Raw genomic sequence first — 21,389 nt, forward strand, 5'->3', positions numbered from 1 at the left:
CACCTCCAATGGGTGCGCGCCCTAAAGCGGCCAGAAGACCAGAATAGCCGGAATGGACACCGCGACGACGATGATCTCAAGCGGCAGCCCCATGCGCCAGTAATCGCCAAAGCTATAGCCCCCGGGACCAAGGATCAGCGTGTTGTTCTTATGCCCAATGGGCGTCAGGAATGCGCTTGATGCGGCGACGGCGACCGCCATCAGGAACGGGTCGGGAGAGACATCAAGGCTTGCCGCCATCTGGATGCCCACGGGGGCGGCGACGATGGTGGTGGCGGTGTTATTCAGCACATCCGACAGGGTCATAGTGACCAGCATCAGCACCGTCAGCACCACCCATGCGGGCAGCCCTTGGGTCAATCCGACAAGCGCGCCGGCAATCAGCTCCGTCCCGCCAGAGCTTTCGAGCGCCGCCCCCAACGGGATCATCGACCCCAGCAAGACGACGACCGGCCATTCGATATGGGTATAAAGCTCCGACAGCGGGACGATCCGTGCCAGCACATAGGCGATGACGACCAGCCCCAGGGCGACGGGCAGGTAGATCAACCCAAAGCTCGCCGCCGTGACCGCGCCGCCAAACAGGCCGATGGCCAGCCAGACCTTGTGGTTTTCGGTCACCGCCAACCCGCGGTCAGCAAGGGGCAGTACGCCGAGCCATTCGACCACATGGGACGCGGTATCGCGCGGCACGAGCAGCAGCAGAATATCCCCCACCTGCAGCTCGGTCTTGCGCAGTTGCGAGGTGATGCGTTTGCCGCGCCGCGATACCCCCAGCAGCACGGAGCGCTGCCGCCACGACAGGCCGACCGCCTGAGCCGACCGGCCGTTCAGACGGGAATCGCTGGTGACCACGACCTCGATGATCTCGACCCCTTCGCCATCGGCGCGCAGGCGGTCTTCGCGGTCGGCGTCGGCGACATGCAGGTCCAGCGTGCTGCGAAATTCGTCCAGCGCATCGGGGGTCGCTTCAAGCACCAGCGCGTCGCCTGCGCGCAGGGGCAGGTTGCGTGACTGGCCGTAGCGGCGCTTGCCGTCCCGGATCACCCCCAGCATGGCGACATCGGCCTTCTCGGCTGCGTCCTGAAGCTCTGCCAGACGTCTACCGATCTGGGCATTGCCTTCGGGGATCGTCAGCTCTGCCAGATAGGGGGACAGGTCTTCGGGGCCCAGCACGTTATTCTCGCGCTGCGGGATAAACCGCCAGCCGATCAGCGCGACAAAGGCCAGCCCCGCCGCCGCTGCTATCCCGCCCACAGGGGCGAAATCGAACATGCGAAACGGTGCGCCAAGGGATTCCTGTCGGATCGAGGCGATGATGATATTGGGCGGCGTCCCGATCAGCGTCGCCATGCCGCCAAGGATCGTGGCAAAGCTCAGCGGCATCAGGCTCAACCCCGGGGATCGACCGGCCTTGCGGGCGGTCTGGATGTCGACCGGCATCAGCAGCGCAAGGGCCGCGACGTTGTTCATGAAGGCTGACAGCACCCCGCCGATAACCCCCATCAGCGTGATATGCCCGCCAAGGCTACGCGAGGCATCGACCAGCGTGCGCGTGATCAGCAACACCGCGCCAGACCGCGTCAGCCCCGCCGATACGATCAGCACCAGCGCGACCACCAGCGTCGCAGGGTGACCAAAGCCCGCAAAGGCATCCTTGCTGTCGACCACCCCCAGCACCACGGCAACCATCAGCGCGGCAAAGGCGACAAGGTCATAGCGGAACCGCCCCCACAAGAGCATGCCAAACACGGCGGCAAACAGGGTGAACAGGATGATTTGATCGGTGGTCATGAGCGTACCTTGCGTGAACTGCGACCAAAGCCCTAGCAGCCGCCCGCGCGCCTGTCTGCCCCAAACCCAGCCATACCGCGCGCGTGCGCGGTGGCTTGTTCAGGCGCGTGGGCTGCCGTATAGAGAGCCAACACTGAATTTTAGCATATGAGGTCACCATGGCAGGTCACTCAAAATGGGCAAATATCCAGCACCGTAAGGGCCGTCAGGACAAACTGCGCGCCAAGGTGTTTTCCAAGCTCTCCAAAGAAATCACCATCGCGGCGAAGATGGGCGAACCCGATCCGGACAAGAACCCGCGTCTGCGTCTGGCGGTGAAAGAGGCCAAGGGCCAGTCCATGCCCAAGGACAACATCGAACGCGCGATCAAGAAAGCCGTCGGCGGCGAGGGCGAGGATTACGAAGAAATCCGCTATGAAGGCTACGGCCCCAATGGTGTTGCCGTCATTGTCGAGGCGATGACCGACAACCGCAACCGCACCGCATCGACCGTGCGGTCCACCTTCACCAAGAACGGTGGCAATCTGGGCGAGACAGGCAGCGTCGGCTTCATGTTCGACCGTAAGGGCGAAATCACCTATCCCGCCAGCGTTGGCGATGCCGACACCGTCATGATGGCCGCCATCGAAGCCGGTGCGGAAGACGTCGAAAGCTCGGATGACGGGCATGTCATCTGGTGCATGGATACTGACCTGAACGATGTCAGCACCGCGCTAGAGGCCGAGTTGGGCGAATCCGACAGCACCAAGCTGGTCTGGCGTCCGACCACCACGACCGAAATGGATCTGGAAGGGATGGAAAAGCTGATGAAGCTGATCGACGCCCTGGAAGACGACGACGACGTGCAGCGGGTCACCGCGAACTTCGAAGCCTCTGACGAGGTGATGGAGCAGCTGTAACATCTACGCCCCGCCAGCGACCCACGTCGCGGCGGGGCTTTGCTTTGGCAGGGGCGGGTGCGTCACGCGCCCGCGAGACACAAAAAAACCGCCCCTGGCTTAGCTGCGGGGCGGTTTTTTTGTGTCAGCGTTTGAGGCCGAATTTATCCCAAAAGGCGCGCCATGCGAAAAAGACCACCCCAGGCCGGTTTGGCCGTGGTGTCGCGCACGCGCTGCTGCGAGATAGAGGCGAGGACGCGTTTGACCTCGTTGAGGTGCCCCAAGGCCCTTGATCCGCCTGCGCTTGCCTGAACGCTCAGGATCTTGGACTGTGTGTGCAGGGCTGCTTCGATAAGCGCCAATTCATCTTGGCTGATTTCCAGCTTCTGTTTGTCGTCGAACATGACATTATTCCTTGGTTGTATGCGGGTCAGATAGGCGCTGTATCTGTGGTTCGCTAGTAGTAACGGGCCCAATCACGCAAATGTTTCGCGGCCGCAACAATAAAGTTGGGGTTGCAGGGGATGAAAATTTATTTTTGGGTGGGGTCCGGCGGTGCATCTTACCCGAGACCGGCCCAGATTCCCGACGGAGCTTTTGACATATGACCGCCTTCTTTCCCGGCTTTGCCTTGGGCCTGACCTTGATTCTGGCTATCGGGGCGCAGAACGCTTTTGTCTTGCGCCAAGGCTTGCGGTTGCAGCATGTCTTTTGGGTCTGCCTGACCTGTGCGTTGTCGGATGCGGTGCTGATCGCCGCAGGGGTGGCGGGGTTCGGTGCGCTGGCAACGGCGGTGCCGTGGTTCGAAACGCTGATGCGTTACGGCGGGGCGGCGTTCCTGATCTGGTACGGCTTCCAGAATGCGCGATCGGCTTGGCAGGGCGGCCATGCGCTGGCCGCTGACGGGGCCGCGCAAACCAGCCTGCGCCGCACGATCCTGACCCTGCTCGCGCTGACCTGGCTGAACCCGCATGTCTATCTTGATACCGTCGTGCTGCTGGGGTCCATTGCCGCGCAATATGAAAGCCGCCTTGCCTTCGGGGCAGGTGCGGTCACGGCGAGCTTTGTTTTCTTTTTCAGCCTGGGCTATGGCGCGCGCCTGTTGGGGCCGTTTTTCAGCAAGCCGCGCAGCTGGCAAATTCTGGATGGTGTGATTGCGCTGACCATGTGGGCGATTGCTTTGAAACTTCTGCTGATGTGACCTTGCCCTTGGGGAAGGGTTGGGGAATGTTGCGCCCATGACAACTGCACATCCCCAAAGCCCCGTCACCGGTATCTTCTGGATGGTCGTGACCGGCCTGTGTTTCATTTGCGTGACCGCCTTGGTCAAACATATGGGCCCGCGCCTGCCGTCCTCCGAAGCTGCTTTTATCCGTTATGGCTTTGGCTTGGTGTTCCTGCTGCCCGCGATTGGCGCGCTGCGTGAGGCGAAGCTGTCGCGCCGCCAATGGGCGCTTTTTTCGGTACGCGGCGGGCTGCATGGGGTGGGCGTTATCCTGTGGTTCTACGCCATGACGCGTATCTCTATCGCCGAGGTGACGGCGATGAACTATCTTGCGCCGATCTATGTCACCATCGGGGCCGCGCTGTTTCTGGGCGAGAGCTTGGCCCTGCGCCGGATCATTGCGGTCGTGCTGGGGCTGGTCGGGGCCGCGATCATCCTGCGACCCGGGTTTCGCGAGCTGACCGGCGGGCACTTTGCGATGCTGATCGCGGCGGTGGTGTTTGGCGGGGCCTATTTGCTGGCCAAAGTGCTTGCGGACGAGGTGCGCCCGTCGGTCGTCGTCGCGATGATGTCGCTGTTCGTGACGCTGTTTCTGGCCCCCTTCGCGCTTGCCAACTGGATCACCCCCACGTGGGAGGAGATCGGAATCCTCGCCGCTGTCGCCTGTTTTGCAACCGCAGGCCACTATACCATGACGCTGGCTTTTGCCGCAGCACCGCTGACGGTGACCCAGCCGGTGACCTTCCTGCAACTGGTTTGGGCCACGGCGCTAGGGGCTGTCGTTTTTGCTGAACCCATTGATATCTGGGTCGTTCTCGGCGGGGCGGTGATCCTTGGGTCGGTGACGTTTATCACATGGCGCGAGGCGATGCTGAAACGCCAGATCACCCCCGCCACGCCGGCGACGAAATTCTAGCAACGCCGCCGGTTGGAATGTAACTAAACCCTGAGTTGATCCGCTCTCAGGTTTTTATTGACTTGTCAGTCAATAAACGTAGGTTTGATGGCCAGACGCTATCAAACCACTAAGGATTCTTTATGCCCAAAGTCGGAATGGAGCCTATTCGCCGCGACGCCTTGGTCAAAGCGACGATTGCTGAAATCGGTGCTGCCCAGTCACTGGATGTGACGGTCGGCCAGATCGCGCGCCGCGCGGGGATGTCCTCGGCGCTGGCGCATCACTATTTTGGCGGCAAGGATCAGATCTTTCTGGCGGCCATGCGCTATATCCTGACGGAATACAGCGCCGAGGTCCGCCGCGAGCTGCGTCTGAACAAATCCCCGCTGGGACGGGCCGAGGCGATCATCCGCGCGAGCTTTGACGAAAGCTATTTCGATCCGGCAACGGTCAGCGCCTGGATGACGCTCTATGCCTCCTCGCGGACCAATACCGAAACCTACCGTTTGCTGGTGGTGTATCAAAAGCGGTTGCGGTCGAACCTGACCTATGCGCTGCGCCCGATCTCGGATGATCCGGCAGGGGATGCCGATACGCTGGCCGCCCTGATCGACGGGCTTTACCTGCGTGCCGCCTTGTCGGACGAGGGCAGCGCCCGCGCCGCCAGTGACCGCGCCCTGTCGGTGCTTCATATGCTTGTGGGGACCAAAGAATGACCCAGCCCAATATCCTGATCCTGATGGTCGACCAGTTGAACGGCACGCTGTTTCCCGACGGCCCAGCTGACTGGCTGCATGCCCCGAACCTCAAAAAGCTGGCGGCGCGGTCGACGCGGTTCAAGAACGCCTATACCGCCAGCCCGCTATGCGCGCCGGGGCGGGCGGCGTTCATGTCGGGGCAACTACCGTCGGCTACGGGCGTCTATGACAACGCGGCAGAGTTCGCGTCGAGCGTGCCCACCTACGCCCACCATCTGCGGCGTGCGGGCTACCAGACCTGCCTGTCGGGCAAGATGCATTTCGTTGGCCCCGACCAGCTCCACGGGTTCGAGGAACGCCTGACCACCGATATCTACCCCGCCGATTTCGGCTGGACGCCGGACTACCGCAAGCCGGGGGAACGCATTGACTGGTGGTATCACAATATGGGGTCGGTGACCGGCGCAGGTGTGGCGGAAACCAGCAACCAGATGGAATATGACGACGCCGTGGCCTATGAGGCGACGCGCAAGATTTACGACCTGTCCCGCGGTCTGGATCCGCGCCCGTGGTGCCTGACCGCCAGCTTTACGCACCCCCATGACCCCTATGTCGCGCGCAAGAAATACTGGGATCTGTACAACGATTGCGACCACCTGCTGCCCGAGGTGCCCGATCTGGGGTATGAAAATCAGGACAACCATTCGAAACGTATCTTTGACGCGAACGATTGGCGCAGTTTCGACATCACCGAACGCGACATCAAACGTTCGCGTCAGGCTTACTTTGCCAACATCAGCTATCTTGACGACAAGATCGGTGAGATCCTGCAAACGCTAGAGGACACGCGGCAAGAGGCGATTGTCATCTTCTGCTCGGATCACGGCGATATGCTGGGCGAGCGGGGGCTCTGGTTCAAGATGAGCTTTTTCGAAGGGTCGTCCCGCGTCCCGATGATGATCGCCGCCCCGCAGATGGCACCCGGTTTGCAGACCACGCCGGTCAGCAATATCGACGTGTGCCCCACCGTCTGTGATCTGGCAGGCGTGTCCATGGACGAGGTGATGGAATGGACCACGGGGCAATCGCTGGTGCCCATGGGGCAGGGGGTGGAACGCACAGAACCCGTTGCGATGGAATACGCGGCAGAGGCGTCTTACGCGCCGATGGTGTCACTGCGTTACGGCAAGTGGAAGTTCAACCGCTGCGCGCTTGATCCTGACCAACTGTTCGATCTGGAAACCGATCCGCACGAGCTGACCAACCTTGCCGAAGAACCTGCCCATCAGGGCACGCGGCTCACCCTGTCGGCCAAGGCCGACGCCCGCTGGGATCTGGCCGCCTTCGATGCCGATGTCCGCAAAAGCCAGGCCCGCCGTTGGGTCGTCTACGAGGCGCTGCGCAAGGGCGGGTACTATCCGTGGGATCACCAGCCGCTGCGCAATGCGTCAGAGCAATACATGCGCAACCACATGGATCTGAACGTGCTGGAAGAAAACAAACGTTTTCCGCGCGGCGAATAGAACGACTGCCCAAGGGGTGCGGGCAACCAAACCAATAATGCACCCCCAACACGGAGGGACACAATGTTAACGACCATCATTTCGTTCGGGGTCATACTGGCTTTGGGCTTAACTATTTTCTGTACGATCAAGTGGTGGAACCTGCCGCTGACCGGCGTGACGCCGGTGCCGCTGTTCACCTTTATCGCGATCCTCTTCACGTCGGGGCTGGACGTGGGGCTGATCATGTTCCCGCTGGCCTTCGACTTTCCGCTTTATGCGGATACGGGCGCTGAACCAGCCTATGGGTTCACCAACCCGCTGGCGCTTGAATTCGGGTTCTGGGGCTTTCTGATCTGGACGTTCTACTTCCTGACGACCTTCTATTTCTGCGCCATCGAGCCGCGGGTGAAGTTCTTTGAGATTCCCGCGATCAAACTGCTGAACAACATCGTGATCATCACCACCTGCGCCTTCACCGGTGCGTTGTTCCTGATCTATATGCCGTATTACATCGCCGAGGTCGGCGACGGAGAGACGATCCTGCCGGTCTTCTACCTGATCTGCTTCCTCGTGATCCTGATTGCGGCTTTCAGCTCAACCGATCTGAAGTTCGTGCGTGTGCTGTCCGTCAGCTCGACCCTGCTGTTTCTGGCGCTGATCGCTTACATGTGGCTGAACGCCGGCATGGGATTGGGCGAATTTGCCTCTAGCGCCAGCAACCTTGGCGGCTATTTCGCGAATATCCACAAGTTCATCATCCCGCTGACGGATTACCACGAATTCTACCTGTTCTGGTGGTTCGCCTGGTCGATCATGATCGGGCAGTTCGTCAGCCGCTTTGTCGGCGGGCTGAAAACATGGCAACTGCTGGCATCCTTGCTGGTGTTCCCGTCGATCCCCTTGGGGCTGTGGTTCTCGGTTCTGTATTACTATCACCTGAACGGCATCGGTACCGCGGGCTTCCCGAACTGGGCCATGACCATCGTGGGCATCGTGTTCGTGATCAACTCTTTCGACAGTCTGATCCGGCTTTACACCGATAACCTCAACTTCACGACCGAACGCTTTGGCACTGTGTCTTATGTGGTGGCCAACGCCATCGGCCTGTTTGTGCTGACCCTGCTGTTCCAAAGCCAATGGCTGCAGATTCAGTGGGTCGGGACCATCGTGATCGGCATCTACCTGCTGGCGCTTGGCTATATGTTCTTTGTCAAACGCGGTCACCTGCACGGGCTGGATGGCAACGCCAATATCCCGGCCGAATAACCCTTAAACCTAAGCGGCCCCGCCATACGGGCGGGGCCCAACCGAAAAGAGAGACCTATGCAAACGCAACCCACCGCCAGCCATTTCATCAACGGCGAATATGTCGAAGATACCAACGGCACCCCGATCGAGGTGATCTATCCGGCCACGGGCGAGGTCATCGCGACCGTCTATGCCGCCACGCCTCAGATCGTCGAGAAAGCCATCACCGCCGCGCGGGACGCGCAGGCTGCTTGGGCCGCGATGACCGGCACCGAACGGGGCCGTATCCTGCGCCGCGCTGCTGACATCATGCGCGAACGCAATCACGATCTGTCGATCCTTGAAACCTATGACACGGGCAAACCCTATCAGGAAACCTCGGTTGCGGATGCGACCAGCGGTGCGGATGCGCTGGAATATTTCGGCGGTCTGGCGGCCTCGTTGACGGGGGAGCATATCCAGCTGGGCGAAGACTGGGTCTATACCCGCCGCGAACCGCTGGGGGTCTGTGTTGGCATCGGCGCATGGAACTATCCGACGCAGATCGCCTGCTGGAAAGGCGCACCGGCGCTGGCCTGCGGGAACTCGATCATCTTCAAACCGTCCGAGACGACGCCGCTTTGCGCGCTGAAAGTCGCGGAAATTCTGGTAGAGGCAGGGCTGCCCGCCGGTCTTTACAACGTTGTGCAGGGCATGGGCGAAGTGGGGGCCTCCCTTGTGACCGACCCGCGCGTCGACAAGGTCTCGCTCACCGGTTCTGTGCCCACGGGCCGCAAGGTCTATGCCGCGGCCGCGGAAGGCATCAAACATGTCACGATGGAACTGGGGGGCAAGTCCCCCATGATCGTGTTCGAGGACGCGGATATCGAAAACGCCATCAGCGGCGCGATTTTGGGCAACTTCTACAGCTCGGGTCAGATCTGTTCGAACGGCACCCGCGTCTTCGTGCACCGCGACATCAAAGAGGCGTTCCTCAAGCGCTTGGCCGAGCGTCTGGACACCGCCGTGATCGGCGACCCGATGGACCCTGACACCAGCTTTGGCCCGATGGTATCAAAACGTCAGATGGAGATCGCGCTTGGCTATGTCGAAAAGGGCAAGGCGGAAGGCGCGCGTCTGGTCTATGGCGGGGCAGCAATCGACCGCGACGGGTTTTACATGCAGCCCACCGTCTTTGCCGATGTGACCGACGACATGTCCATCGCCCGCGAAGAGATTTTCGGGCCCGTCATGTCGGTGCTGGATTTCGAGACCGAGGCAGAGGTGATGGCCCGCGCCAATGCGACCGAATTCGGTCTGGCCGCCGGTGTGTTCACCAAAGACCTGTCCCGCGCGCACCGCGTCGCGGCGGGGTTCGAGGCGGGCACCTGCTATATCAACACCTATAACGACGCCCCGGTCGAAGCGCCCTTTGGCGGCATGAAAAATTCGGGCGTGGGGCGCGAGAACTCCAAGGCGGCGATTGATCACTATAGCCAGCTGAAAACCGTCTATGTGCGCATGGGCGATATGGAAGCGCCTTTCTAGGGCGCTGATCCAAAGCTGCGCTGACGCGCATCCGGCCCAAGCTTTCCTTCGGCAAGAAAGGGGGCTTGGGCAGGGCGTGCCGGAATATGCTGAGAGGTGCTTGAGGGATCGGTCTGATCCTCAAGTCACCTCGACAATGTTGGGATGCGAGTCTTGCGCGCGTCAAGGACAAGCCGCGCCGGGGGCGCGGGGCCTGTGGCCTCCTTGACCCGCGCAAGACTCACGGAAGGAAGGCGATAGGATGAAAGCTGAATTTATTATCGTAGGGGCAGGCAGCGCGGGCTGCGCGATGGCGTACCGCCTGGCCACGGCAGGGCGCAAGGTGATGGTGATCGAACATGGTGGCAGCGATGCGGGCCCGTTCATCCAGATGCCGGCGGCGTTGTCCTATCCGATGAACATGAAAACCTACGACTGGGGGTTCCAGTCCGAACCCGAACCGCATCTGAACAACCGTCGTCTGGCGACCCCGCGTGGCAAGGTGATCGGCGGATCGTCGTCGATCAACGGGATGGTCTATGTGCGCGGGCACGCGATGGACTATGACCATTGGGAAGAGCAGGGGGCCGACGGCTGGGGCTATGCCGATGTGCTGCCCTATTTCAAACGCATGGAAAGCTGGCATGACGGCGGCCACGGGGGTGACCCCGACTGGCGCGGCACTGACGGCCCGCTGCATGTCAGCCGTGGCCCGCGCGAAAACCCCTTGTTCGAAGCCTTTGTCGAGGCAGGCAAACAAGCGGGCTATGAGGCGACCGACGATTATAACGGCGAGAAACAGGAAGGCTTCGGCCCGATGGAGCAGACGGTCTGGAAAGGCCGTCGCTGGTCCGCGGCCAACGCCTATCTGCGGCCCGCGCAAAAGACCGGCAACGTCGAACTCGTCCGCGCCTTGGCGCAGCGGATCGTGATCGAAGACGGTCGTGCTGTCGGCGTCGAGGTGCTGCGCGGTGGCAAGACCGAGGTGCTGCGCGCCAGCGGCGAGGTGATCATCGCGGCGTCCTCCATCAACTCGCCCAAGCTGCTGATGTTGTCGGGCATCGGCCCTGCGGCCCATCTGGCAGAGCATGGTATCGAGGTGATCGCGGACCGTCCCGGTGTTGGCCAGAACCTGCAAGACCACCTTGAACTGTATATCCAGATGGCCGCCAGCCAACCGATTACGCTGTATAAGCACTGGAATATCTTCTCCAAGGCCGTGATCGGCGCGCAGTGGTTGTTCACGAAAACCGGCATGGGCGCGTCGAACCAGTTTGAAAGCGCGGCTTTCATCCGGTCGAAGGCAGGGATTAAATATCCCGATATCCAGTATCACTTCCTGCCGATTGCTGTGCGCTATGACGGGCAGGCCGCCGCCGAAGGCCACGGGTTTCAGGCGCATGTGGGGCCGATGCGGTCGACCTCGCGCGGGTCTGTCACACTGGCCTCGGGCAATCCGGCCGACGCGCCGAAGATCTTTTTCAACTACATGTCGCAAGACAAGGATTGGGAGGAGTTCCGCACCTGTATTCGCCTCACCCGGGAGATCTTTGCGCAGGACGCCTTCAAACCCTTCGTCAAACACGAGATCCAGCCGGGGGCCGATGTGCAAAGCGACGAGGAACTTGATGCCTTCATTCGCGAACATGCCGAAAGCGCCTATCACCCCTGTGGCACCTGCCGCATGGGCCGCGCCGATGACCCGCAGGCGGTGGTCGATCCGCAGGGCCGTGTGATCGGGGTAGAGGGGCTGCGCGTCGCCGACAGCTCGATCTTCCCGCGGATTACTAATGGCAACCTGAACGCCCCGTCGATCATGGTGGGCGAGAAAATCTCGGACCATGTGCTGGGGCTTGATCCATTGGCCGCGGCGAATGACGCGCCCTGGATCCACCCCGACTGGGAAACCGCGCAGCGCTAAGGCATTGCCCCCTTGGTCGAGAGGCCACAAGTGTTAACGAAAGTTAACCTTAGTTAATATCTCTGGTTGATTGGGGCGTGGAAACGGCCCAATCAACGGGATATGAAAGCCATCCTTCATTCATGTTTCGCAGCGGCGCTGATCGCCGTTTTCACGCAACCCGCTGCGGCGGTCGAACCGCGTCTGACGGGCGAGATCCGGGTGATCGACGGGGATACGATCGCATTGGGTGAGACGCGGATCCGGCTTTTCGGCATCGATGCGGTCGAAGGGGATCAGCCCTGCCGTGCCTCGGATGGGCGCGTGTTGAACTGCGGCGCTTGGGTGACGGCGCAGGTGCGCGCCACATACGACGGCCAGCGGGCCGACTGCCAGCGGGTGGATACCGACCGCTATGGCCGGATTGTCGCGCGTTGTGCCGCCTTGGGGCAGGATATGGGGCAAGCCTTGGTCGCGGCGGGGCTGGCCTTTTCCTACGCGCGCTACAGCCGCGCCTATGTCGCGCGTGAAGCGGCGGCCAAACGGGCGGGACGCGGGGTACATGCCTATGAAACGCAGCGCCCCGATGCCTATCGCAAAGCCTCTAAAGCAGCGCCAAAGCCCGTCGCCTCGACAGGGCCGGGCGGCTGTGTGATCAAGGGGAATGTCAGCAGCAAGGGCACGCGGATCTTTCACGTGCCCGGACAGCACGACTATGACCGGACCGTGATCCGCACCGACAAGGGCGAACGCTGGTTCTGCAGCGCGGCGCAGGCGCGTGCCGCCGGATGGCGGGCGGCCAAGCGGTAAGCGGTCAATCCACCTGATAGGGCAACACGTCGCGCAGGTTCGGGTCCACCACCAACTGGCGTTCCAACGGCGGCACAGACCGCTGGTGGCAATGTTTACGTTCGCAAATACGGCAAGATATGCCGATAGGCTCAAAGGCCGAGGCGCGGGTGGTGTCCATCCCGTCGGCATAGACCAGCGCGGGCGCATGGCGCACCTCGCACCCCAGCGAAATCGCATAGCGCCGCACCGGCGCGCCAAACCGCCCCGCCGGCTTCGAGATGTCCCGCGCCAGCGAGATATAGCGTACCCCGTCCGGCGTTTCGGCCAGCTGACGCAGGAAGCGGCCCGGCGTTTCAAAGGCGCTGTGCACGTTCCACAGGGGGCAGGCCCCGCCAAACCGCGCGAATTGCAAACGGGTGGCCGAATGGCGTTTGGTGATCGTGCCCGCCTGATCCACACGGACAAAGAAGAACGGAATCCCCTTTGACCCCGGGCGTTGCAGCGTCGACAGCCGGTGCGCGACCTGTTCGATCGACGCCCCGAAATCAGAGGCCAGCACCTCGAGGTCGTGGCGGCAGCTTTGGGCGCGCTCCAGAAACCGGGTGTAGGGCATCAGCGCGGCCCCGGCAAAGTAGTTCGCCAGCCCCATCTTCGCGATGTCACGGGCCGCGGGGCTGTTGAAACGCGCGAAATCCAAGGTTGCCTCAAGCAGGTCGTTCTGGCGCACAAGGGCGACCTGCAGCAGCATTTGGAACGTCTGTGTGGCCTGCGAAGCGCGGGCCGAGACATGCAACACGCCACTGGCCGGATCATAGCGGCGCAGGGCATCTGTCTCGTCGAAGGCGACGGTGATGCCTGCGCTGGACAGCGCCTTTAGGGTGGTGTCGCGCAGGCTTTGGCCGGTGCCGGTGTCGCGGGCGAAATACTCGGCGGCGCGGTCCACGGCATCCAGATAATTGTCGCAATAATGGAAGAAGTCGCGCACCTCTTCCCACGGGCTGGGCGAGGGGCGGGCATCTTCGCGGCCCAAGGCTTCGTCCAGATAGGCCAGCCGTTCCTGGGTCTGGCGGTGGCTTTGGTGCAGCTTGATGAACGCCCGCGCCAACCCCGGCGCGTTGGAGGCCGCAAGCTGCACATCGGCCAGCGGCAGCACATCGCCCTCGAACACCGGATCAGACAGGACTTCGCGCATGTCGCTGACCAACCGTTCGCTGTCCCCGCTCGACAGTTCGGTGACATCCATCCCGAATTCAGACGCCAGCGCCAAGACGACCGTGGTGCTGACAGGTCGGTTATTATTCTCCATCTGGTTCAAGTACGGGAGGGAAACGCCAAGCCGCGCGGCGAATTCTTTCTGGGTATGAGCCAGATTGGTGCGCAGCTCGCGCAGTTTTGCGCCAGCGTATAGCTTTTGGATCGCCATCGGGGTGGGGCCTTTGCAAAGTTTCCGGTTCTGCAAACCGTATCTTTGCAAACTAACGGCGGCAAGGCCCGTCAGGCGATACCAAGCGCTCGTTCACGGCGGATCACGACCAAGATCGACGCGACGCCCGCGACGGCGGTGGCCAGCATGATCCAGAGCAGCGGATAGGCTCCGGTTTCCTCGCTCAGTAGGGCACCGGCCAAAATGCTCAGCCCCGCACCACCGCCAATCATGATCGCGCCGCCAAGCCCGGACGCCGTGCCCGCCAGATGCGGGCGCACCGACAACAGGCCCGCGGTGGCGTTGGGGATGCACAGCCCGTTGCCAAGGCCCACCAGCGTCATCATCCCGAAGAACGACAGAGGCGATCCATAGCCCAGCAGGAAGATCATCATCGACACCGACCCGCCAATCGCATTGGCCAGACAGCCCCAAAGCACCAGCGTGTTGACGCCGACCACGGTCGCTTTGCGGGCCGTGATAAAGTTGCCAAGGAAATAGCCCACGGCGGGCGCGCCGAAATAGATGCCAAGCTCGGCCGGTTCCATGCCGAAAACGACACTGCCGACGAAGGGCGCGCCGCCAAGGTAGGCAAAGAACGCACCCGAGCAGCAGGCCGCCGCCATCGAGTACCCCCAGAACCGCGGAGAGCCGAGCAGCTCGGGGTATTCGGCGAATTGCTGGGTCAGCGTGCGCCCTGACGCGACGTGGGTCTCGCCAAGGTCGAACCATGTGATCGCCAGTACCAGCGCCCCGATCCAGAACATCGCCCAGAAGGTCGCCTGCCAGCCGAAGGATTGTTCCAGCAACCCGCCCACAGCGGGGGAGATCATGGGCACCAGCGCCATGCCCATCGTGACATAGCCGATCATCGAGGCGGCTTTATCTTGGGCGAACATATCGCGCACCACTGCGCGGCTCAGTACCATCGACACGGCGACGATGGCCTGCACGCAGCGGAAGGCAAGGAACACAGCCGTCGTGGGGGCGTAGATACAGCCCACCGTCGCGACCATATATATCGCCAACCCCCATAGCAGCACATTGCGGCGGCCCAGATTGTCCGAAATCGGGCCGATCAGCACCTGCAATACCGCGCTACACAGCAGATAAAGCGGCACGGAAAGCTGCATCACAGAGTAATCGGCGTCGAAATATTCAGCCATAGCGGGAAGGCTTGGCAAGAACATATTCATCGCCAGCGCCCCGATCCCCGACAGAAGGATCAGCGTGGAAATATGCGGGGGGGATGTTTTATCCAGAAAACGGACGGGGTTATCCTTGATCATTGCATATCAGTATGCCTGCGGTTGCATCTTGTCTATCCAGAACCATACGGTAACCGAACGATTTGCAAGTTTTCAATTAGCAAATGCGTGGGTGTATAGTTTTTGCAAATTTGCAAAAATGCTCTTTGGTTCGCGCGGGGGCGGCGTTACGGTGGCGGAAATCTTATAGAGGTGCGTGATGAAAGATATTCTGGAACAGCTTGAAACCCGCCGCGACGACGCCCGACTGGGCGGAGGGCAAAAGCGCATTGATGCGCAACACGCCCGTGGCAAGCTGACCGCCCGCGAGCGGATCGACCTGTTGCTTGATGATGGGTCGTTTGAAGAATTCGATATGTTCGTTACCCACCGCTGCACCGACTTCGGGATGGAGCAGCAAAAACCCGCAGGGGACGGCGTTGTCACCGGTTGGGGCACGATCAATGGCCGTCTGGTCTATGTTTTCAGTCAGGATTTCACGGTCTTTGGCGGGTCGCTGTCCCAGACCCACGCGCAAAAGATCTGCAAGATTCAGGATATGGCGATCCAGAACGGTGCGCCTGTCATCGGGATCAACGATTCCGGCGGTGCGCGTATTCAGGAAGGCGTCGACAGCCTCGCAGGTTATGCCGAGGTGTTCCAGCGCAATATCGAAGCCTCCGGTGTGATCCCGCAGATCAGCGTGATCATGGGGCCATGTGCGGGCGGTGCGGTCTATTCCCCTGCGATGACTGACTTTATCTTCATGGTTAAAGACACGTCCTATATGTTCGTGACAGGCCCTGACGTGGTCAAAACCGTGACCAACGAACAGGTCACCGCAGAGGAATTGGGCGGCGCGACGACGCACACGCGCAAATCCTCCGTCGCGGATGGCGCGTTTGAAAATGACGTCGAAGCACTGGCTGAGGTGCGTCGTCTGGTCGATTTCCTGCCTGCCAACAACCGCGACCTGCCGCCCGTGCGCCCGTTCTTTGACGAACCCGACCGGATCGAGGCGTCGCTTGATACATTGGTGCCCAGCAACGCCAACACGCCCTATGACATGAAAGAGCTGATCCACAAGCTCGCGGATGAAGGCGACTTTTACGAAATTCAGGAAGACTTCGCCAAGAACATCCTGACCGGCTTTATCCGTATCGAAGGTCGCACTGTGGGTGTGGTCGCGAACCAGCCGATGGTGCTGGCGGGGTGCCTTGATATCGACAGCTCGCGCAAGGCGGCGCGGTTTGTGCGGTTCTGTGATGCGTTTGAAATTCCGATCCTGACGCTGGTGGACGTGCCAGGCTTCCTCCCCGGTACGGGGCAGGAATATGGCGGCGTGATCAAACATGGTGCCAAGCTGCTGTTCGCCTATGGCGAAGCGACAGTGCCGATGGTGACAGTCATCACCCGCAAAGCCTATGGCGGCGCGTATGACGTGATGGCGTCCAAGCACCTGCGGTCCGACTTCAACTACGCGTGGCCCACAGCCGAGATTGCCGTGATGGGGGCCAAGGGCGCGACAGAGATCATCCACCGTGCCGATCTGAACGACCCCGAAAAGATCGCGCGCCATACCGCCGACTACGAAGAGCGTTTCGCGAACCCCTTTGTCGCGGCAGAGCGTGGCTTTATCGACGAAGTGATCCAGCCGCGTACCACGCGCAAGCGGATTGCCCGCGCCTTTGCCTCGTTGCGCAACAAGAAAGCCGCGATGCCTTGGAAAAAGCATAACAACATCCCGCTCTAACGTCGTTTAATCCATATCCCTCGCGGTGCCTTTGCAGGTGCCCGAGGGGCAGGAGACCGCTTTGGTTACCGATCACCCCTCTCTTTCCGCGTCTTTGGCTTACGGTCTGCATCCAGCGGGTGCGGCATTGAAGTGGCTTGCGGTTGGCGCAGCTTTCGCCACGGCCTCTGCCGCGGCGCAGCCGGTCGAGGTGCCGTCGGGCGAAAGCATCGAATTGCAAGAGGTGTTGATAGACGAGGTGGGGGTGCAAACATGGCTGCGCTTCCGTTTTGTCGCCCCTTATATCGCGCGCGATACGGGCGCTGTGGACTTTGCGCAGGTTGGGGCCGATATGACCTATCTGTGCGACGCGCTGGCCATTCCCTACATGGCGCAACATGCGCTGGACGGAGAGGTCATCGTGGTCTCTTTGGCTGATCGCGTCACGGAATTCGGGGTGTCCGACCCCGATGCCACACAGTTTTTCGAGGCATTTCGCCTGAGCAACGACACCTGTATCTGGGAGGGCCTTTGATGCACCCACAATATCTTGCGAGCGCTGCGGCACCAGCGCGCCGAACTGCGGCTTTGGCGTCACATTTGGCCGCATTGGAAAGCACACCGTATGCAACGCCAATGAACTGCGATAATGTCGCGGCGGGGAATACCGAGGTATTTCTTACTTTAAAACCGGGGTCTGATTGGCATGAGGCAGTGCCGGACCCTTTAAACAGTGACAGGAGACTTAGATGTCCAAGAGCATCACAATGCTGGCCGCATTCGGCCTTATCGCAGCCGTTTCGGCATGCGCACCCAAGCAGCAAGAAGAATATGTCGTGGTCGCACCCGAGCCCATCTCGGTTGAGCCCGTGTACACAGGCAAGTACAAGTAATGCTTGTCGGGGACAGGCGTCTGCGCCTGTCTCCAACCTCTCTGCGGCACGTAACGCAGGGATAGCACCGCGCATCGCCCTCGCAGTCTGGGGGGTATCATGCTGAAACATCGCGGTTTTCCGGGGCGTATGCCCGGATCAGACTATCAATTCGTTATCCGTCGCGCCAATCCGCGTGGGGTCACCCCGCTGACCCGTCGAGAACGCCGTTCCGACCGCAAGGCGGCGGACCGTCGCGTTGACACGGCCTTTATGCGCGCGCTGTGGGAAGCCTTTGGCGACCAGCCGTTCGAGAGGGGCAATCTGGACGCGGGGCGTTTGTCTTGGCTCTTTGGTCGCGAGGTCGTCGCGGTAGACGACCCCTTTGATCCAGCCGACTATGACGCGATGCTGGTCATCAACGAAGCCCTTGCCCGGGCGTCTTTCCCCGACGCGTTCGAGGATTGATCATGCGCGTCGCCCCCTTCCTTTCGGCTGGTTTTCGCCACGTGCACGGCATGTTGGGCGGTAATTTGCCCGTCGGGGCAGGGGCGCGCGCCGTTATTCAAACCGCGGTGGAACCTTCTGCGAAACCATGCGTTTATCAGTATCACATCGCGAATAACGCACGATCAATAAAAGGTTTAATCCCATGTCCATCAAAACAATTCTTCTCGCCGTTACTGCGTCCGCTGGCCTTGCTGCATGCGGTGACACACTGGGCGAACAAGCGCTCGGCGGTGGTGTCGTGGGTGCCGGTGCAGCAGCCGTTACAGGCGGTAGCCTCGCGCAAGGCGCGGCCATCGGTGCCGGCGCAAACGTACTGGCGTGCCAATCCGGCGCAGTGCGCTGCCAATAATCTGACATCTGCCGCGGCCTCGGGTCGCGGCAGATGCAGTGCCAAAGATTTTGCCCCGCTCAGCCGCGTGCTGACGCGGGGTTTTTCCGTTCACTCAAGACCAAAAGGGACAGTCGATGTTCAATAAGATCCTGATCGCCAACCGCGGCGAGATTGCCTGCCGCGTTATCAAGACCGCCAAGAAGATGGGCATCGAAACCGTCGCCGTCTATTCCGACGCTGATGCGCAGGCGTTGCACGTCCAGATGGCCGATGAGGCGATCCACATCGGCCCGCCCGCCGCGAACCAGTCGTATATCGTGATCGACAAGATCATGGACGCGATCAAGCAGTCGGGCGCGCAGGCCGTACACCCGGGCTATGGCTTCCTGTCCGAGAACGCGAAATTCGCCGAGGCGCTCGAGGCCGCTGGTGTCGCCTTTGTCGGCCCCCCTAAGGGCGCGATCGAGAAGATGGGCGACAAGATTACCTCCAAGAAAATTGCGCAGGAGGCCGGTGTTTCCACGGTCCCCGGCTACATGGGGCTGATCGAAGACGCGGATGAGGCGGTGAAGATCTCGAACGAAATCGGCTATCCGGTGATGCTGAAGGCCTCTGCCGGTGGCGGCGGCAAGGGGATGCGTATCGCGTGGAACGACGAAGAGGCCCGCGAGGGGTTCCAGTCGTCCAAGAACGAGGCCGCCAATAGCTTTGGCGATGATCGTATCTTTATCGAGAAATTCGTCACCCAGCCGCGCCACATCGAAATTCAGGTGCTGTGCGACGCCCACGGCAATGGTATCTATCTGGGCGAACGCGAATGTTCGATCCAGCGCCGCAACCAGAAGGTCGTGGAAGAGGCCCCGTCGCCCTTCCTTGACGAAGCCACCCGCAAAGCCATGGGCGAGCAATCCGTCGCCTTGGCGCAGGCTGTGGGCTATACCTCTGCCGGTACGGTCGAATTCATCGTGGACGGCGACAAGAACTTCTACTTCCTTGAAATGAACACCCGTCTTCAGGTGGAACACCCCGTGACCGAGCTGATCACCGGTGTCGATCTGGTCGAACAGATGATCCGCGTGGCCAATGGCGAAAAGCTGACCATCACCCAAGACGATGTGAAGCTGACCGGTTGGGCCATCGAAAACCGGCTCTATGCCGAAGATCCGTACCGCGGCTTCCTGCCCTCCATCGGGCGTCTGACGCGCTACCGTCCGCCGATGGAGATCGCGGCCGGTCCCTTGCTGACCAACGACAAATGGCAGGGCGATGCGCCAGCGGGCGATACGGCCGTGCGCAACGATACCGGTGTCTACGAGGGCGGCGAGATCTCGATGTATTACGACCCGATGATCGCCAAGCTGTGTACATGGGCACCGACCCGCGCCGAGGCGATTGAACGCATGCGCGTGGCGCTGGATAGCTTCGAGGTCGAAGGCATCGGGCACAACCTGCCGTTCCTCTCTGCCGTGATGGATCACCCGATCTTTGTCGAAGGCAACATGACCACCGCCTTTATCGCCGAACAATACCCCGACGGCTTCGACGGGGTAGAGCTGCCTGACGCAGAACTGCGCCGGATCGCGGCGGCCACCGCAGCCATGCACCGCGTCGGAGAGATCCGCCGGACTCGCGTGTCGGGCCGCATGGACAACCACGAACGCAAGGTCGGCACCGCCTGGAACGTCGCGCTGCAAGGCCAGTCGTTCGATGTGGAAATTCAGGCCGACCCAAAGGGCGCGACGGTGACCTTCGACGACGGCACAGCGTTGCGCGTCGCGGGCGACTGGACACCGGGCGACCAACTGGCCGAGATGACCATCGACGACGCACCGCTGGTGTTCAAGGTCGGCAAAATCTCTGGCGGGTTCCGCGTGCGGGCCCGTGGCGCGGATATGAAAGTCCATGTGCGCAACCCGCGTCAGGCCGAACTGGCCCGTCTGATGCCCGAGAAACTGCCGCCCGACACATCGAAAATGCTGCTGTGCCCCATGCCGGGTCTGGTGGTGAAAATCGATGTAGAGGTCGGCGACGAGGTGCAGGAAGGCCAGAACCTCTGCACCATCGAGGCGATGAAGATGGAGAACATCCTGCGCGCCGAGAAGAAGGGCAAAGTGTCCAAGGTCAATGCCGCAGCGGGTGACAGCCTCGCTGTGGATGATGTCATCATCGAGTTCGAATAAGCGCCATGCCAGCCGTTGCCATCATGGGATACAACACGGCGCTGCGGGGGATCCCTTCGCAGCACCGGCCCATATTGCAGCGGCTGCCGGCTGTTCAGTCGAAGATTTTACCTGACTTTTCCTTGGCTTCGCGAATTTCGCGTTGCCGGATGGTCATTTTGTCGATGCTGCGGGTGATCTCGCGCACATCCCAGGGGCGGGGCTTGCGCAGCTTGATCCCGCCGTCTTTGCCCACCAGCACCAACATGAACCCGCGCGGCCGCATCCGCAGCCGCAACGGGCTGCGCGCGCCCGGATCGGTATCGGTCAGGACAATCACGTCACGTTCGATCAGGTCTTCGGGCTGCTCGCGCAAAAGCTCCATCTGGGATTGGAAGGCGGGGTCATCCTCGCTGTCCGCAAAGACCAGAACCGGTCTTTTTTTCCAGTGGAATTCACTCAAATCTTCCATATCTGCAGGCAGGAACAAGGTGGGAACCTCGGGGTCCGTGGCCGTTTGCGCCCCCGCCGAGACCGCAAACAATCCTGCAAAAACAAGGGCTATCACTGGTTTCATTTTGTCTCCTGTCCGTACAGATATAAGCTTGCGCGACGCAATTGCGATGCACAACCGGACATCTGCGCATATTAAGCACTCTGCAACAGGTTTG

Annotated in this window: 20 protein-coding genes; 15 read left to right on the forward strand and 5 right to left on the reverse strand. The window is 61.1% G+C overall.

The window, feature by feature from the left end; all coding sequences use genetic code 11:
* Positions 1 to 21 precede the first annotated feature (21 nt).
* Entirely contained in the window at positions 22 to 1,794 is a 1,773-nt protein-coding gene (locus AB1495_RS10695) for an SLC13 family permease (RefSeq protein WP_074635532.1), read from the reverse strand.
* 158 nt (positions 1,795 to 1,952) lie between these two features.
* Between AB1495_RS10695 and AB1495_RS10700 the strand changes: the two genes are divergently transcribed.
* Entirely contained in the window at positions 1,953 to 2,693 is a 741-nt protein-coding gene (locus tag AB1495_RS10700; protein WP_005852303.1) for a YebC/PmpR family DNA-binding transcriptional regulator, read from the forward strand.
* Positions 2,694 to 2,836: 143 nt separating this feature from the next.
* Here AB1495_RS10700 and AB1495_RS10705 read toward each other — a convergent pair whose 3' ends face one another.
* Positions 2,837 to 3,076, reverse strand: coding sequence for a hypothetical protein (locus AB1495_RS10705; RefSeq protein WP_074635534.1), 240 nt, complete (start codon positions 3,074 to 3,076; stop codon positions 2,837 to 2,839).
* A 200-nt stretch (positions 3,077 to 3,276) separates the two neighbouring features.
* Between AB1495_RS10705 and AB1495_RS10710 the strand changes: the two genes are divergently transcribed.
* From AB1495_RS10710 to AB1495_RS10745, 8 genes are all read left to right on the forward strand, one after another.
* The gene (locus AB1495_RS10710) at positions 3,277 to 3,873 is read left to right on the forward strand and encodes a LysE/ArgO family amino acid transporter (protein WP_037943761.1); all 597 of its coding nucleotides are present in this window, start codon (positions 3,277 to 3,279) and stop codon (positions 3,871 to 3,873) included.
* A 37-nt stretch (positions 3,874 to 3,910) separates the two neighbouring features.
* Positions 3,911 to 4,813, forward strand: coding sequence for a DMT family transporter (locus AB1495_RS10715; protein ID WP_064217410.1), 903 nt, complete (start codon positions 3,911 to 3,913; stop codon positions 4,811 to 4,813).
* A 122-nt stretch (positions 4,814 to 4,935) separates the two neighbouring features.
* Positions 4,936 to 5,511: a transcriptional regulator BetI gene (gene betI / locus AB1495_RS10720; RefSeq protein ID WP_074635535.1), complete on the forward strand. Its 576-nt coding sequence runs from the start codon at positions 4,936 to 4,938 to the stop codon at positions 5,509 to 5,511.
* Positions 5,508 to 7,016 (forward strand): choline-sulfatase, encoded by a 1,509-nt coding sequence (gene betC, locus AB1495_RS10725; RefSeq protein WP_074635537.1) that lies wholly within the window; start codon positions 5,508 to 5,510, stop codon positions 7,014 to 7,016. The genes betI and betC overlap by 4 nt, the downstream gene beginning before the upstream one ends.
* A 63-nt stretch (positions 7,017 to 7,079) precedes the next feature.
* Positions 7,080 to 8,264 (forward strand): choline transporter, encoded by a 1,185-nt coding sequence (locus tag AB1495_RS10730; RefSeq protein ID WP_074635539.1) that lies wholly within the window; start codon positions 7,080 to 7,082, stop codon positions 8,262 to 8,264.
* A gap of 57 nt (positions 8,265 to 8,321) precedes the next feature.
* Positions 8,322 to 9,773 (forward strand): betaine-aldehyde dehydrogenase, encoded by a 1,452-nt coding sequence (gene betB, locus AB1495_RS10735; RefSeq protein ID WP_074635540.1) that lies wholly within the window; start codon positions 8,322 to 8,324, stop codon positions 9,771 to 9,773.
* Between the two features lie 241 nt (positions 9,774 to 10,014).
* A complete protein-coding gene (gene betA, locus AB1495_RS10740; protein ID WP_074635542.1) occupies positions 10,015 to 11,673 on the forward strand; it encodes a choline dehydrogenase in 1,659 nt (552 codons plus the stop codon).
* A 102-nt stretch (positions 11,674 to 11,775) separates the two neighbouring features.
* Positions 11,776 to 12,462, forward strand: coding sequence for a thermonuclease family protein (locus AB1495_RS10745; RefSeq protein WP_074635543.1), 687 nt, complete (start codon positions 11,776 to 11,778; stop codon positions 12,460 to 12,462).
* Between the two features lie 4 nt (positions 12,463 to 12,466).
* On the opposite strand, the gene AB1495_RS10750 is transcribed toward AB1495_RS10745, so the two are convergent.
* Both AB1495_RS10750 and AB1495_RS10755 read right to left on the reverse strand, forming a co-directional pair.
* Positions 12,467 to 13,867 (reverse strand): short-chain fatty acyl-CoA regulator family protein, encoded by a 1,401-nt coding sequence (locus tag AB1495_RS10750; RefSeq protein ID WP_074635545.1) that lies wholly within the window; start codon positions 13,865 to 13,867, stop codon positions 12,467 to 12,469.
* Positions 13,868 to 13,938: 71 nt separating this feature from the next.
* Positions 13,939 to 15,156: a multidrug effflux MFS transporter gene (locus AB1495_RS10755; protein WP_064217417.1), complete on the reverse strand. Its 1,218-nt coding sequence runs from the start codon at positions 15,154 to 15,156 to the stop codon at positions 13,939 to 13,941.
* Positions 15,157 to 15,334: 178 nt separating this feature from the next.
* On the opposite strand from AB1495_RS10755, the gene AB1495_RS10760 reads away from it, so the two are divergent.
* The 6 genes from AB1495_RS10760 to AB1495_RS10785 all read left to right on the forward strand — a co-directional run bounded on the left by AB1495_RS10760 (position 15,335) and on the right by AB1495_RS10785 (position 20,739).
* On the forward strand, positions 15,335 to 16,867 hold the full coding sequence (locus AB1495_RS10760) for an acyl-CoA carboxylase subunit beta (protein ID WP_005852320.1): 1,533 nt from the start codon (positions 15,335 to 15,337) through the stop codon (positions 16,865 to 16,867).
* A gap of 61 nt (positions 16,868 to 16,928) precedes the next feature.
* Positions 16,929 to 17,381, forward strand: coding sequence for a DUF6497 family protein (locus AB1495_RS10765; RefSeq protein ID WP_244268902.1), 453 nt, complete (start codon positions 16,929 to 16,931; stop codon positions 17,379 to 17,381).
* A 214-nt stretch (positions 17,382 to 17,595) separates the two neighbouring features.
* Positions 17,596 to 17,739 carry a hypothetical protein gene (locus AB1495_RS10770; RefSeq protein ID WP_167354535.1) on the forward strand — a complete coding sequence of 48 codons (144 nt, stop codon included), beginning with the start codon at positions 17,596 to 17,598 and terminating at the stop codon, positions 17,737 to 17,739.
* Between the two features lie 99 nt (positions 17,740 to 17,838).
* Complete coding sequence (locus AB1495_RS10775) at positions 17,839 to 18,186, forward strand: hypothetical protein (RefSeq protein ID WP_005852325.1); 348 nt, start codon at positions 17,839 to 17,841, stop codon at positions 18,184 to 18,186.
* Between the two features lie 184 nt (positions 18,187 to 18,370).
* Positions 18,371 to 18,577: a hypothetical protein gene (locus AB1495_RS10780; protein WP_037943771.1), complete on the forward strand. Its 207-nt coding sequence runs from the start codon at positions 18,371 to 18,373 to the stop codon at positions 18,575 to 18,577.
* Positions 18,578 to 18,693: 116 nt separating this feature from the next.
* The gene (locus AB1495_RS10785; RefSeq protein WP_005852328.1) at positions 18,694 to 20,739 is read left to right on the forward strand and encodes an acetyl/propionyl/methylcrotonyl-CoA carboxylase subunit alpha; all 2,046 of its coding nucleotides are present in this window, start codon (positions 18,694 to 18,696) and stop codon (positions 20,737 to 20,739) included.
* A gap of 94 nt (positions 20,740 to 20,833) precedes the next feature.
* Here AB1495_RS10785 and AB1495_RS10790 read toward each other — a convergent pair whose 3' ends face one another.
* Complete coding sequence (locus tag AB1495_RS10790; RefSeq protein ID WP_074635547.1) at positions 20,834 to 21,295, reverse strand: DUF4174 domain-containing protein; 462 nt, start codon at positions 21,293 to 21,295, stop codon at positions 20,834 to 20,836.
* Positions 21,296 to 21,389 lie beyond the last annotated feature (94 nt).

The sequence above is a fragment of the Sulfitobacter pontiacus genome (assembly GCF_040790665.1).
Classification (GTDB): domain Bacteria; phylum Pseudomonadota; class Alphaproteobacteria; order Rhodobacterales; family Rhodobacteraceae; genus Sulfitobacter; species Sulfitobacter pontiacus.

Bases quoted from the DNA above. Each gene is read 5' to 3' on its own strand.
- AB1495_RS10695 (WP_074635532.1), bottom strand. From the start codon at position 1,794: ATGACCACCGATCAAATCATCCTGTTCACCCTGTTTGCCGCCGTGTTT.
- AB1495_RS10700 (WP_005852303.1), top strand. From the start codon at position 1,953: ATGGCAGGTCACTCAAAATGGGCAAATATCCAGCACCGTAAGGGCCGT.
- AB1495_RS10705 (WP_074635534.1), bottom strand. From the start codon at position 3,076: ATGTTCGACGACAAACAGAAGCTGGAAATCAGCCAAGATGAATTGGCG.
- AB1495_RS10710 (WP_037943761.1), top strand. From the start codon at position 3,277: ATGACCGCCTTCTTTCCCGGCTTTGCCTTGGGCCTGACCTTGATTCTG.
- AB1495_RS10715 (WP_064217410.1), top strand. From the start codon at position 3,911: ATGACAACTGCACATCCCCAAAGCCCCGTCACCGGTATCTTCTGGATG.
- betI (WP_074635535.1), top strand. From the start codon at position 4,936: ATGCCCAAAGTCGGAATGGAGCCTATTCGCCGCGACGCCTTGGTCAAA.
- betC (WP_074635537.1), top strand. From the start codon at position 5,508: ATGACCCAGCCCAATATCCTGATCCTGATGGTCGACCAGTTGAACGGC.
- AB1495_RS10730 (WP_074635539.1), top strand. From the start codon at position 7,080: ATGTTAACGACCATCATTTCGTTCGGGGTCATACTGGCTTTGGGCTTA.
- betB (WP_074635540.1), top strand. From the start codon at position 8,322: ATGCAAACGCAACCCACCGCCAGCCATTTCATCAACGGCGAATATGTC.
- betA (WP_074635542.1), top strand. From the start codon at position 10,015: ATGAAAGCTGAATTTATTATCGTAGGGGCAGGCAGCGCGGGCTGCGCG.
- AB1495_RS10745 (WP_074635543.1), top strand. From the start codon at position 11,776: ATGAAAGCCATCCTTCATTCATGTTTCGCAGCGGCGCTGATCGCCGTT.
- AB1495_RS10750 (WP_074635545.1), bottom strand. From the start codon at position 13,867: ATGGCGATCCAAAAGCTATACGCTGGCGCAAAACTGCGCGAGCTGCGC.
- AB1495_RS10755 (WP_064217417.1), bottom strand. From the start codon at position 15,156: ATGATCAAGGATAACCCCGTCCGTTTTCTGGATAAAACATCCCCCCCG.
- AB1495_RS10760 (WP_005852320.1), top strand. From the start codon at position 15,335: ATGAAAGATATTCTGGAACAGCTTGAAACCCGCCGCGACGACGCCCGA.
- AB1495_RS10770 (WP_167354535.1), top strand. From the start codon at position 17,596: ATGTCCAAGAGCATCACAATGCTGGCCGCATTCGGCCTTATCGCAGCC.
- AB1495_RS10775 (WP_005852325.1), top strand. From the start codon at position 17,839: ATGCTGAAACATCGCGGTTTTCCGGGGCGTATGCCCGGATCAGACTAT.
- AB1495_RS10780 (WP_037943771.1), top strand. From the start codon at position 18,371: ATGTCCATCAAAACAATTCTTCTCGCCGTTACTGCGTCCGCTGGCCTT.
- AB1495_RS10785 (WP_005852328.1), top strand. From the start codon at position 18,694: ATGTTCAATAAGATCCTGATCGCCAACCGCGGCGAGATTGCCTGCCGC.
- AB1495_RS10790 (WP_074635547.1), bottom strand. From the start codon at position 21,295: ATGAAACCAGTGATAGCCCTTGTTTTTGCAGGATTGTTTGCGGTCTCG.